13 protein-coding genes are annotated in these 12,320 nt (G+C 63.8%); 1 reads left to right on the forward strand and 12 read right to left on the reverse strand.

Going from position 1 to position 12,320, the window contains the following annotated elements:
- Positions 1 to 88: 88 nt before the first annotated feature.
- From O7A60_RS05430 to phnG, 7 genes are read right to left on the reverse strand one after another with little or no spacing between them, the layout of a single operon-like run.
- Entirely contained in the window at positions 89 to 706 is a 618-nt protein-coding gene (locus O7A60_RS05430) for a DapH/DapD/GlmU-related protein (RefSeq protein WP_337105380.1), read from the reverse strand.
- Positions 703 to 1,410: a phosphonate C-P lyase system protein PhnL gene (phnL, locus tag O7A60_RS05435; protein ID WP_337105381.1), complete on the reverse strand. Its 708-nt coding sequence runs from the start codon at positions 1,408 to 1,410 to the stop codon at positions 703 to 705. Before phnL ends, O7A60_RS05430 begins: the two co-directional genes overlap by 4 nt.
- A gap of 49 nt (positions 1,411 to 1,459) precedes the next feature.
- Positions 1,460 to 2,236, reverse strand: a complete 777-nt coding sequence (phnK, locus tag O7A60_RS05440; RefSeq protein ID WP_337105383.1) for a phosphonate C-P lyase system protein PhnK — start codon at positions 2,234 to 2,236, stop codon at positions 1,460 to 1,462.
- A complete protein-coding gene (locus O7A60_RS05445; protein ID WP_140712114.1) occupies positions 2,233 to 3,144 on the reverse strand; it encodes an alpha-D-ribose 1-methylphosphonate 5-phosphate C-P-lyase PhnJ in 912 nt (303 codons plus the stop codon). Before O7A60_RS05445 ends, phnK begins: the two co-directional genes overlap by 4 nt.
- A complete protein-coding gene (locus O7A60_RS05450; protein WP_337105385.1) occupies positions 3,141 to 4,253 on the reverse strand; it encodes a carbon-phosphorus lyase complex subunit in 1,113 nt (370 codons plus the stop codon). The genes O7A60_RS05445 and O7A60_RS05450 overlap by 4 nt, the downstream gene beginning before the upstream one ends.
- A gap of 2 nt (positions 4,254 to 4,255) precedes the next feature.
- Positions 4,256 to 4,867, reverse strand: coding sequence for a phosphonate C-P lyase system protein PhnH (gene phnH / locus O7A60_RS05455; protein ID WP_337105386.1), 612 nt, complete (start codon positions 4,865 to 4,867; stop codon positions 4,256 to 4,258).
- Positions 4,867 to 5,328 carry a phosphonate C-P lyase system protein PhnG gene (gene phnG / locus O7A60_RS05460; protein WP_337105387.1) on the reverse strand — a complete coding sequence of 154 codons (462 nt, stop codon included), beginning with the start codon at positions 5,326 to 5,328 and terminating at the stop codon, positions 4,867 to 4,869. The genes phnH and phnG overlap by 1 nt, the downstream gene beginning before the upstream one ends.
- Positions 5,329 to 5,441: 113 nt before the next feature.
- On the opposite strand from phnG, the gene phnF reads away from it, so the two are divergent.
- Positions 5,442 to 6,188: a phosphonate metabolism transcriptional regulator PhnF gene (phnF, locus tag O7A60_RS05465; RefSeq protein ID WP_337105388.1), complete on the forward strand. Its 747-nt coding sequence runs from the start codon at positions 5,442 to 5,444 to the stop codon at positions 6,186 to 6,188.
- Between the two features lie 8 nt (positions 6,189 to 6,196).
- Here the strand turns inward: phnF and O7A60_RS05470 are convergent, their stop codons facing one another.
- From O7A60_RS05470 to O7A60_RS05490, 5 genes are all read right to left on the reverse strand, one after another.
- Positions 6,197 to 7,213, reverse strand: a complete 1,017-nt coding sequence (locus O7A60_RS05470) for a zinc-binding alcohol dehydrogenase family protein (protein ID WP_337105389.1) — start codon at positions 7,211 to 7,213, stop codon at positions 6,197 to 6,199.
- A gap of 76 nt (positions 7,214 to 7,289) precedes the next feature.
- Positions 7,290 to 8,258: an ABC transporter permease gene (locus tag O7A60_RS05475; RefSeq protein ID WP_337105390.1), complete on the reverse strand. Its 969-nt coding sequence runs from the start codon at positions 8,256 to 8,258 to the stop codon at positions 7,290 to 7,292.
- Complete coding sequence (locus O7A60_RS05480) at positions 8,255 to 9,808, reverse strand: sugar ABC transporter ATP-binding protein (RefSeq protein WP_337105391.1); 1,554 nt, start codon at positions 9,806 to 9,808, stop codon at positions 8,255 to 8,257. The genes O7A60_RS05475 and O7A60_RS05480 overlap by 4 nt, the downstream gene beginning before the upstream one ends.
- Positions 9,809 to 9,962: 154 nt before the next feature.
- Positions 9,963 to 10,955, reverse strand: coding sequence for an ABC transporter substrate-binding protein (locus tag O7A60_RS05485; protein WP_337105393.1), 993 nt, complete (start codon positions 10,953 to 10,955; stop codon positions 9,963 to 9,965).
- Positions 10,956 to 11,296: 341 nt separating this feature from the next.
- A complete protein-coding gene (locus O7A60_RS05490; protein ID WP_337105394.1) occupies positions 11,297 to 12,295 on the reverse strand; it encodes an aldo/keto reductase in 999 nt (332 codons plus the stop codon).
- Positions 12,296 to 12,320 lie beyond the last annotated feature (25 nt).

The raw sequence follows: 12,320 nt of genomic DNA on the forward strand, positions 1-12,320 counted from the left end.
GTGTCGCTCATGACGTCGATGTGAGGGCTATGTCTCCTTGCCTGCAATTGCGAACGGAAAACCGGTTCCCACTTTTTCTGGAGCTGCTCTATCCCTCGTATTTCTCCAGGAACGCCTCGGCCGACAGCTCGCGGAAGTCGGCGAGCGAGGCACGCAGTCTGGCATGGTCCCAGTCCCACCAGGCAAGCGCCTGGTAGCGCTCGGCGGTGCGGCGGTCGAAGCGCTCGCGGATCGGTTTGGCCGGCACGCCGGCGACGATGGTGTAGGGCGCGACGTCCTTCGAGACGACCGCGCCAGCGCCGACCCCAGCACCATCGCCAACGGTGACGCCGGGCAGGACGGTCGAGCCGTGGCCGAGCCAGGTGTCGTGGCCGATGGTGACGCGTTTGGCGCGGCGCTGAGCGAAGAATTCGCTCTCGTGCTCGGCGTCGTCCCAATAGTCGGAGGCACGGTAGGTGAAATGGTGCAGCGTCGGCCGCCATGTCGGGTGGTTGGTGGCGTTGAGGCGCACGCTGGCCGCGATGTTGGCGAACTTGCCGATCGTCGCGCACCAGACGGCGCAGTCCTGCATCATGTAGGAATAGTCGCCGAGTTCGCTTTCCGAGACCCGGCTGCGGTCGGCGATCTCGGTCCAGCGGCCGAGCGTCGAGTTGTGCACCTCCGCTGTCGGGTGGACCAGCGGCGTTTCCGACAATTTCCTGGTCATGCGGCGAGTTTTCCCGGAGCGAAGGCGGTGACGTCGATGATGCGGTCGGCCACCGCCTCGCGCACTTCGTGGTCATGGAAGATGCCGAGCAAGGCGACGCCTGCCGCCTTCTTGGCGGCGATGAGTTCGATCACCACGTCGCGATTGGTTACGTCGAGCGATGCGGTCGGCTCGTCGAGCAGCAGGATCGGATGTTCGGTGATGAAACCGCGCGCGATGTTGACGCGCTGCTGCTCGCCGCCCGAGAAGGTCGCCGGCGGCAGCATCCAGAGTTTTTCCGGCAGGTTGAGCTGGGCCAGCAAGGAGCGTGCCTTGGCCCGGGCCGCCTCGCGCTCCTCGCCGCGTTCAACCAGTGGTTCGGCGACGACATCGAGAGCCGAGACGCGCGGCACGGTGCGCAGGAACTGGCTGACATAGCCGATCGTTTGCCGGCGCACGGCAAGCACGGTGCGTGGGCTGGCATGGGCGAGATCGATCAACCCATCCTCGTGCGTGACGATGATCTGGCCTTCGTCGACGGCGTAGTTGCCGTAGAGCATCTTCAGGATCGAGCTTTTGCCGGCACCGGACGGACCGCCGAGCACGGTGCATTCTCCGGCCTTGATCGAGAACGAGACACCCGCGACGACGGGCAATTTGATGCCGTCGCGCAGATGCATGGTGAAGCTTTTGACGACATCGGAGACAACGAGAGGCGTCGGCATCAGAAAGTTCTCCAATCGTCAATCGTCGGGGGGCGTACACGGGCCATCATCACACCTGCAAAATCGAGGAAACGAGCAATTGCGTGTACGGCGCGCGCGGGTCGTCGAGGACGCGGTCGGTGAGGCCGCTTTCGACGACGCGGCCGTCCTTCATCACCATCATGCGCTGCGACAGAAGCCGCGCCACCGCGAGGTCGTGGGTGACGACGATCGCGGCAAGACCAAGGTCGGTGACCAGGCCGCGCAAGAGGTCGAGCAGGCGCGCCTGCACGGAAACGTCGAGGCCGCCGGTGGGCTCGTCCATGAACACCAGCCGTGGCCCGGTGACGAGATTGCGGGCGATCTGCAGGCGCTGGCGCATGCCCCCGGAAAAGGCGCGGGGTTCGTCGTCGATACGGTCTTCCTCGATTTCGACGCGCGACAGCCAGTCGACAGCCGTGGCGCGGATCTTGCCGTAGTGACGGTCGCCGACCGTCATCAGACGCTCGCCAACATTGGCGCCGGCCGAGACCGTCATGCGCAGGCCGTCAGCCGGGTTCTGATGGACAAAGCCCCAGTCGGTGCGCATCAGGAAGCGGCGCTCGGCCTCGCTCATGCGGTAGAGCTCACGAAACTGGCCGTCGCGCATGCGGTAGCTGGCGGTGCCGGAGGAGGGCAGCAGCCGCGTCGACAGGCAGTTGAGCAGCGTCGTCTTGCCGGAACCGGATTCACCGACGACCGCCAGGACTTCGCCCGGCCACAGGTCGAAGCTGACGTTGTCGCAGCCGACCCGCGAGCCGTAGAACTTGGAGAGCGCCGAGACGCGCAGCAGCGGTTCGTCGGTCATTGCGCCGGCTCCAAATTTTCTGGGGCAAGATGGGTTTCGGGAGCAAGGTGGCCACGATGGCCCTCTTCACGCCGCTTCTCGCAGTAATCGGTGTCCGAGCAGACGAACATGTGGCCGCCATGGTCGTCGAGGATGACCTCGTCGAGATAGACATTTTCGGCCGCGCACAGCGCGCAGGGCTGGTCGAAAGTCTGCACCTCGAACGGATGATCCTCGAAGTCGAGGCTCACCACATCGGTGAAGGGCGGCACTGCGTAGATGCGCTTTTCGCGGCCGGCGCCGAACAGCTGCAGGGCCGGGGAGCGGTGCATCTTGGGGTTGTCGAATTTCGGCGTCGGCGACGGGTCCATCACATAGCGGCCCTCGACCTTGACCGGATAGGCATAGGTGGTGGCGATGCGGCCGTGCTTGGCGATGTCCTCATAGAGCTTCACATGCATGAGGCCGTATTCCTCCAGCGCATGCATTTTCCGCGTTTCGGTCTCGCGCGGCTCGAGGAAGCGCAGCGGTTCGGGGATCGGCACCTGATAGACCAGCACCTGGCCCGCGGTGAGCGGATGCTCGGGAATGCGGTGACGGGTCTGGATGATGCTGGCGGTAGCGGTATCGGTGGTCACCGCGACATTGGCTACTTTCTTGAAGAAGGCGCGGATCGATACGGCATTGGTGGTGTCGTCGGCACCCTGGTCGATGACCTTCAGCACATCGTCGGGGCCGATGATCGAGGCGGTAACCTGGACGCCGCCGGTGCCCCAGCCATAGGGCATCGGCATTTCGCGCGAGGCGAACGGCACCTGGTAGCCGGGGATGGCGATGCCCTTGAGGATCGCCCGGCGGATCATCCGCTTTGTTTGCTCGTCGAGATAGGCGAAGTTGTAGGTAGCGATGTCGGTGGATTGCGCGGTCATTCCGCAGCCTCCTTCTTTTCTTCCGCCTTCGCTGGATTTTCGCGGGCCTCATATTCGGCGCGCATGCGGCGCACGAGGTCGAGCTCGGCCTGGAAGTCGACATAGTGCGGTAGCTTCAGGTGCTCGACGAAGCCGGTGGCCTGGACATTGTCCGAGTGCGAGATGACGAACTCCTCGTCCTGCGCGGCGGCAACGACGTCCTCACCGAGTTCGGAGGCGCGCAGCGCCCGGTCGCAGAGCGCCATGGCCATCGCCTTGCGCTCGCTCTGGCCGAAGACGAGACCGTAGCCGCGGGTGAATTGCGGCGGCGCCTTGGCCGAGCCCTTGAACTGGTTGACCATCTGGCATTCGGTGACGCGCACCGTGCCGAGCGGCACGGCGAAGGGCAGTTCGGGAACGTCGAGCTCCAGCTCGACCTCGCCGATGCGGATCTCGCCGACGAATGGATGGTTGCGGGCATAGCCGCGCTGCGTTGAATAGCCGAGCGCCAGCAGAAAACCCTCGTCGCCGCGCGACAGCGCCTGCAGGCGGATGTCACGTGCCATCGGGAATTCCAGCGGCTCGCGGGTGATGTCGCCGGGAACATGGTCCTGCGGCATGTCGCCATCGGGTTCGATCAGGCCTTCGCGGGCGAGGATCGCCGAGACACGCGGCATGGGCTCGGTCTGCCCGGCGCGCTGCACCGGTTCGGCGACGCCTGCGCCGGCGGCAAGCTCCGGGTCGAGCAGGCGGTGCGTATAGTCGAAGGTCGGGCCAAGCAGCTGGCCGCCAGGCAGATCCTTGTAGGTCGCCGAGACGCGCCGTTCGACCAGCATCGCGCTGGTGTCGATCGGGCTGGTGTAACCGAAGCGCGGCAACGTCGTGCGATAGGCGCGCACCAGAAAGATCGCCTCGATCATGTCGCCGCGCGCCTGGGCGATGGCGAGTGCCGCCAGCTCACGGTCATAGAGCGAGCCTTCGCTCATCACCCTGTCGACGCCGAGCGCCAGCTGTTCGACGATCTGGTCGAGGCGCAGCGCCGGCACCGAGCGGTCGCCACGCCGGCGGTCGGCAAGCAGGCTGTGAGCGTTGGCAATTGCGGCTTCGCCACCTTTTACCGCGACATACATCTTCAAGCCTCCATCGTCTTGATGCGCGTCGTGCGCGGCAGGCAGGCTATGCCGTCCGATGTGGCGAGGACGATGTCGACGCCGCGCGGAAAGCGCTTGTTGTTTTGCTTCCACTGCTCGACGAAGTGACGCGGCATCTGCGCCGGCGCGATCGTGGCGCTGGTTTCGATGCCAGGGCCTTCGAGCAACAGCGGGGACCCTGAAGCGAGGTCCCCGACCTGCAGGATCAGCGTCGTCGATCGGTCGGGATAATCCTGCGTGCCCTGCGAAAAACCGTCGAGCGCCATCATCTCGGCCGGTGTGGCAATGAACGCGAAATGCGCGTCGGCCGGCGTGTTGGCCAGCGGCGCACCGGTGTGGAAGCCAAGCCAGGAGCCGATCGCCGCGGAGGCATGCAGGGCCGGGTCGAGCCAGAGCGGCGTGTCGTTGTCGCACAACGCCAGGGCTATAGCGCCTGACGTTGCCGAAAGCGGCGCCGGCGGGCGGGCCAGGGCGGGCAAGGGCTGGATGCTGCCTGGCCGCGCCATGGCATCCATGACGGCCCGAAACACGGTCTGGGCGTTGAAGACCGGATCGGCGAAACCGCCTTCGATCGATTGTGCCGCGATATCCATCAATCTTCTCCGCGAACCATGGTGAAGAAATCCACTTTCGTCGCCGCCGTCTCGGCGCGGCGTTTTTCGTGGGCAGCGGTCAGAGCCGAGCGCAAGGGCGCAATGAGCCTGGTCTCGACCTCGGTGCGGCGGGCAGGGTCCTGCCAGAGCGCGTCGGCGATGGCTGCCAGCTTCGCCTTCTGCTTGTCGCGGCCAAGCGCGTAGCAATGGCCGACCTGCCCGGATGGCAGCCGGACGGTGGCACGCGTGATGGTCGCCTCGCCGACATTGAAGGGCGCGCCGCCGCCGCCGATGCGGCCACGCAGCGTGACCAGGCCGGTCTCGGGGCCGCGCAGCAGCTCGGCTTGCGAAGGCAGGCCGGCCTCGTTCCAGAGCCGCACGATGTCGTCGCCGCTCGATTGCGCCAAGGTGGCCATGGCGGCCTTGCGCTCGGCCTGGTCGCGGGCTTCCTGTCCTCGCATCGCCAACTTTCCTCTTCATTAAATTTGTCTATTGATATAGACAACTATACAAATTATACATATTACCTAGCGCGAGTCCATGACGGGTGCGTGACAGGCCGGGAGGCAAAAACATGACCGGGCAAGCGGCCGATACCATCGAGCGGCGCAGTGGTGTCTCACTTTGGCGCCAGATCGCCGACAGGATCCTGCAAGCGATTGCCATTGGCGATTTAGCCGAAAATGCCGCGCTGCCGCCCGAGGTCGCGCTGGCGGAGCGTTATGGCGTCAACCGTCACACCGTGCGCAGCGCCATATCGGCCCTCGTACAGGAGGGCGTATTGCGGGCCGAACAGGGGCGCGGCACGTTCGTCTTGTCGCGCAAGCGGCTGTCCTATCCGATCGGCGCGCGCACGCGCTTCTCTGCGGGGCTCCAGGGGCAGACCTCGGAACGGCACATCGTGCTGCTTGCTTTCTCGGTCGAGCCTGCCAGCCAGCGCGTTGCCGAGGGGCTTGGCCTTGCCCGGGGTGCCGAGGTAATCCGGCTGGAAACGCGCGGCGAGGCCGACGGACGGCCGGTGTCGCGCGCTGCCGCATGGTTCGAGGCGAAGCGCTTTGCCGGCATCGACAAGGCGATGGCGCAAACCGGTTCGATCACCGCGTCGCTCGCTCGTTTCGGTATCGACGACTATCTCAGGCAATCGACCGTGCTGTCCGCGCGCCATGCGGATGCCGCCGATCTCGCCGATCTCGATCTGCAGCCGGGCGCCATCGTGCTGGTGACAGTGGCGGTCAACGTCACGCCCGACGGCCAGCCAATCCAGTTTTCCGAATCGCGTTTTCCGGCCGAGCGAGTGGAGCTGAAGCTCTCGGCGCTGTAACGCGCTGGCTATCCGATCTCGATCACGGCCTTGATCAGGCCCGACTTTTCGTGCGCCCAGCGTGCGAGATCCCCTGGCGTATCGGCCAGCGTGGTGCGGTGGGTGACGAGCTTGGTCAACGGCACGGCACCATTGCGGATCGAGGCGGCGACATGATCGAAGTCGGCGCGCAACGCATTGCGGCTGCCTGCCAATGTCATTTCGCGCTTGTGGAATTCAGGATCGGAAAAGCCGATATCGTCCTTGACGACGCTGACCAGCACCAGCGTGCCGCCATGCGCGACGTGGGCGAAGGCCGATTGCACCGACCGGGTGTTGCCGGTGGCGTCGAAGACCACGTCGAAGCCTTCGCCGTCGGTCGCATCACGCACCAGATCGGACACGGGTCCTTGCGAGCCGTCGAGAATCGAAAAGCCGAGCTCACTCGCCGCGAAGACCAGTCTTTCGGTGCTCATGTCGAGAAGTGTCACCTCGAGTCCGGCAATGCGTGCGAAGATGGCGGTGCCAAGCCCAATCGGGCCGGCGCCGATGACCAGCGTGCGTGCGCCGGGCTCGGAACGCGCGCGGCGCACGGCATGCGCCCCAATGGCCAGGAATTCGACGGCGGCGGCGTCGGCGAGCGACAGCCCGTTTGTGGGATAGAGATTCTCAGCCGGCACCAGGATCTGTTCGCACATGGCGCCGTCACGATGCACGCCGAGCACTTCGATCCTGACACAGCAATTTGGTTTGCCATGCCGGCAGGCGATGCATTTGCCGCAGGAAAGATACGGGTTGATGATGACCGGTTCGCCGACCGCAAGCCCGACTCCTTCGCCGACTTCGACGACGATGCCAGACACCTCATGGCCCATGATGCGGGGGTAGGCGAGGAACGGGTGCTTGCCCTCGAAGATATGATAGTCAGTGCCGCAGATGCCGACATGGCTGACCGCCACCAATGCCCAGCCGGGAGGCGGCTGGGAGGGTGCGGGACGGTCTTCCAGAATGAGTTCGCCGGGCGAGCGGCAGACGACGGCTTTCATGTTTCAGTCCATTTTGGGTTTACGAAAACGCCGGCCCGTTTTGATACCGGGCCGGAGATCGTTTTCGGCTCGTTGACTACTTGCCGCCGCGGCGGCGCAGGCCGTCGAAATAGACAATGACGATGATCAGCACGCCGGTGATGACACGCTGCCAGAAGGCGTTGACGTTGAGCAGATTGGCGCCGTTGTTGATGGTGGCGAGAATGAAGGCGCCGAGCAGTGGCCCGTGCACCGAGCCGACCGCGCCGAACAGCGAGGTGCCGCCGATCACCGACGAGGCGATCGCCTGCAGTTCCCATCCTTCGGCCTGGGTCGGATTGCCGATGCCGATGCGCGAAGCCAAGAGCACGCCGACGAACGCCGCGCAGAGACCCGACAGCGTGTAGGCCATGAAGATGGTGCGCTGGACATTGACGCCGGACAGGCGCGAGGCCTCGGCGTTCGACCCGACCGAGAACAGGTACCGGCCCCAGCGGCTGTGATGCAGGAAGACATAGGCGGGTATGCCGACCAGCAGGACCATCCAGAACAGATTGGGGACGCCGAGGAAGGAGTTGCGCGAGAATTCCTGGAAAGCATCATTGTTGATCGAAATCGAATTGCCGTTGGTCATCAAAAGGCCAATGCCGCGCAGCGACGTCAGGGTCGCCAGCGTGATGATGAAGGGCGGCAGGCCCATCTTGACGATGCCAAAACCATGGAAGAGGCCGATGGCGACTCCGACCAGCAAGGTGAGCAGGATGGCGAGGAAGACCGGGACGCCGGCATTGATCAACATCGCGGCGATGACGGTTGCGAAGCCGACCACCGCGCCGACGGACAGATCGATGCCGCCGGTGATGATGACGAAGGTCTGGCCGACAGCCAAAATGGCGATCATCGAGCCCTGACGGAGCAGATTCGAGATGTTGTTGGCCGACGCGAAGCTCGATGTGGACAACGACAGAATGATCCACAGCAGCACCAGCAGCGCCAGCAGCGTCAGTCCGAACAGGGCGTTGTAATTGCGCTTCGGTTTTTCGGCAGGAATCGCCTCGGTGCTCATGTCTTTCCTCCCAACTTTTCTTGTTTCTCGGCGAGCGCCTGTGTGAGAATGTCCTCGTGATCGGCGGTGTGTAACCCGTGCGTGGCCACCAGCTTGCCGCGGCGGAACACGTGCAGCGTGTCGGCCAGTTCATAGACCTCCGGCAAATAGGACGAGATCAGGATGATGCCGGCGCCCTTCGACAAGAGCGCGCTAAACAGGCGGTAGATCTCCGCCTTGGTGCCGACATCGACGCCAACCGTCGGCTCGTCGAAGATGAATAGCTTGGCGCCGTGCGCCAGCCATTTGCCGATGACGATCTTCTGCTGGTTGCCGCCGGATAGGCTGGAAGCCAACGCATGGCGCGTCGGAGTCTTGATCCTGAGGCCAGCGATCTGGCGGTCGGCCTCGGCCTTCTCTTTCGCGTTCGAGATCAACAAATTGCTGGAGATGCGCTTGTAGATCGGCAGGTTGAGGTTGAGGCCAACCGGCAAATTGAGGCAGAGACCCTGGTCGCGACGGCTTTCCGGCGCCAGCGCCATGCCGAGCTTGATCGCGTCATGCTCGGAGTTGATCTGGACATCCTTGCCTTCCCACAGGACCTGACCGGCCGACTTCTTGTGCCGGCCGTAGAGCGTGGTGACGAATTCGCTGCGCCCGGCGCCGATCAGGCCGTAAAGCCCGACGATCTCGCCGGCACGGACCGTCATCGACACGTTTTCGAAGCCCTTGCCCGAGAGGTTCCTGGCCTCGATGATCGCGGCACCGGGGGTGAAATGCTCCTTGTGGTAGATTTGTTCGATCGAGCGGTTGATCATCAGCTTGACGAGTTCTGCATCGTTGGTCTCGCTGATGTTCCTGGTGCCGACCAGCGTGCCGTCGCGCAGCACCGAAACACGATCGGCGAGCTCGAACACTTCCTCCATGCGGTGGCTGATATAGATGATCGTCACGCCCTCGGTCTTCAGGCGGCGGATCAAGGTGAAGAGCTGGTCGGCCTCCTTGCGGGTCAGGTAGGCGGTCGGCTCGTCGAAGATCAGGAATTTGGTGCCGCGCACAGTGGCGCGGGCGGCGGCGATCAGCTGCTGCTGGCCGATGGTGAGGTCGCCCAATGTGACATGCGCCGGCAAGTCGAAGCCGAGATCGTCGATGATCTTCTGCGCCTCCTTGACCATGGCGCGCTGCTGCAGGATGCCGAAGCGCGAATTCTCCTCGCCGAGGAACATGTTGGCGGCGACGGTCAGATGACGACAGAGCACGACTTCCTGGTGGACGGCGTTGATGCCGAGCGCCATCGCCTCATGCGGGGTCGCCAGTGCAGCCGGTTGACCCTCCCAGATCACTTCTCCGGAGGTGCGCGGCATGACGCCGGTCAAAAGCTTGATGAGCGTGGATTTGCCGGCGCCGTTCTCGCCGACGATGGCGTGGATCTCGCTTGCCTTGAAGGCAAGGTCCACCGGCTTCAAGGCGTGAGTGCCGGGATAGCGCTTTTCCAGCCCGCGCAATTCGAGGATGGTCCTGCCGGGCTCCAGCGCGGGAGCCGGATGCAGTTCGTGCGCCGTCGGCGTCATGGCGATCCTCCCAGATTGGCCCCGCGGCTGGCACCTGGCGAGGCTGTGATCGTCTTTTCAAACAGCCTAGCCGAAGCCGGCCGATTGCCAAGCCGCTCGCGGCGGCGGATGTTTCCGGGGCGAGACGCCCCGGAAACGGTTTCGAACGGGCTGCTCAGAGCTTCGGATTGAGCAGCGCGTCGATCTTGGGATCCTTCATGTTGTCCTTGGTCACGAGATTGGCACCGGTGTCGACATCTGCCTCTACCTTCTCGCCCTTCGAAGCGGCGAGCGCCGTCTTGATGCCGTCATAGCCCATCCGGTATGGATCCTGGACGACGAGGCCCGAAATGACGCCGTCATTGAGGAACTTGATCAGCTTCTCGTCGCTGTCGAAGCCGATCAGCCCGACCTTGCCGGCAAGTTTGTTCTCGGCGATCGCCTGGCCGACGCCTTGCGCCATGATCAGGTTTGACGCGAAGATGCCCTTCAGGTCCGGATTGGCGGTGATCAGGTCGGTCGCGATGTTGAGGCCGGTGGTGGCCTGGCCGTCGGCGTATTTGTCGGCGATCAGTTCGAGGCCGGGATATTTGGCCTTGAGCTGTTCCTTGAAGCCTTGCGCGCGCTGTTCGAGCGAGCCAGCGCCAGGGAGCGCCGTGATAAGCGCAACCTTGCCTTCGACCTTGCCGCCGTTGGCGGCGCCGATCGCGGCGGCGAGACCGTCAGCGGCGACGCGGCCGCCCTGGACGTTGTCGGTGGTCAGGAACGAGGTGAAGGCCTTGGAGTCGGCGCCGGAGTCGATGCCGATGACCTTGACCTTGGCCGCGGCCTCGTCGATCGGCTTGCCGAGCGCCTTGGCTTCGGTCGGCGCGATGACGACGGCGGCCGGGTTGCCGGCGACGGCGTTCTCGAGGATCGAGATCTGGCCGTTGACGTCGGTCTCAGCCTGGGCGCCGAGTTCCGGCACATTGACGCCGAGATCCTTGCCGGCCTTGCGGGCGCCGGCCAGGACGATCTGCCAGTAGAAGGACGTGGTATCCTTGACGATGATCGGAATGGTCACGTCCGCCGCCGAAACCGGTGCGGTATGCATGACGCCGGTGAGCATCGAGGCTGCCGCCAGGGCCATGACGGCGCGGCGGTTGAGAATGCTGGTCACGAATTTCATAGGATCCTCCCTAAGTCGCCTGGTGAACGTTACGGAAGCCCGGTTCGGATAGGCGTGGCCCCAAACAGAACTTTATCAATAAAAAACAGTTGCACTGTTTTGATAGTCCATCGATCCAGCCGATGCAAGCGGTGTTTCCGGCCAACTCTCCCAAAGGCCTGACAACGACTCACCTCCGGCGTCGGCTCCTCTCCAGTCTTGCTCGGGCGCTCCCGTTTCCGTTCTGCGGAAACATGGAATATTAATTCCATACACCAGTCAATATGGAATGTTCATTCTTTTTGAGATCGCGACATTGTGAAGCCGGCCCACGACCCTGTGAACATCCGAAAGTGCGGGCTTCAAGACAGTTCCTGCACCACCGTGTAGGGACGATACTTGGCATATTCCGTCTCCGGCACGTCGATATCGAGCAATTCGAGGTTCCGCGTCAGGTTCGCCAATTTTGCGGTGCCGGTCAGCACGGTGGCGACTGTTGGCTCGTGCAAAGGAAACTGGAACGCGGCCGCCGCCAGCGGATAACCGCCTTCACCGGCGATCTTCTCCATGGCGTCAACACGACCGAGCACATCGTGGCTGGCGGGTACGTAGTCGAAATGCGCGCCTTGCACCGGCCCAGTCGCCAATATGCCCGAGTTGAAAACACCACCGATCACCAGCGAGGTCTGTTGCGCGCGGCACAGCGGCAGCAGTTCGGCTTCCGCGCTGCGGTCGAGCAAGGAATAACGGCTGGCGAGCAGGATGCAGTCGAGCGGCGCCCGGCGCATGACTTCGAGGCAGATCTGGACTTCGTTGACGCCGAGCCCATAGGCCGAAATCGTGCCGGCCCGCTTCAGCTCTTCGAGCGCCTTGAGTCCGCCGTCCATCAGCTGGCGAAAGTGCAGTTTGGTCTTCTCGACTCCGTGCGTGTAGACGCCGATGTCGTGCACATACAGGATGTCTATCCTGTTTAGCCCAAGGCGCGCATAGCTGAAGTCGACCGACCGCATGATACCGTCATAGGAATAGTCGTAGTCCAGCGCGAAGGGCAGCGGATCGACATAGGAGTGGTCGGGAACCTGGTCTTCCGGCACCGGGCGGAACAGCCGGCCGACCTTGGTCGACAGCACGTAGGAATCACGCGGCTTGTAGCGCAGAAAGTCGCCGAAGCGACGCTCCGACAGGCCGAAACCGTAGAACGGCGCGGTATCGAAATAACGCAAGCCGGCTTCCCACGCGCCCTGCAATGTTTCCATAGCCGCCTCACGCGAACAGGCCCGGTATAGACCGCCGATCGCGGCGCCGCCGAAACTGACTTCGGTCACCTCCAGCGCTGTCTGGCCGATACGGCGTTTTTTCATCCACAACCTCCCTATGCCCGGCCAC

Source organism: Mesorhizobium salmacidum (SeqCode), from assembly GCF_037179605.1.
GTDB classification, from domain to species: domain Bacteria; phylum Pseudomonadota; class Alphaproteobacteria; order Rhizobiales; family Rhizobiaceae; genus Mesorhizobium; species Mesorhizobium salmacidum.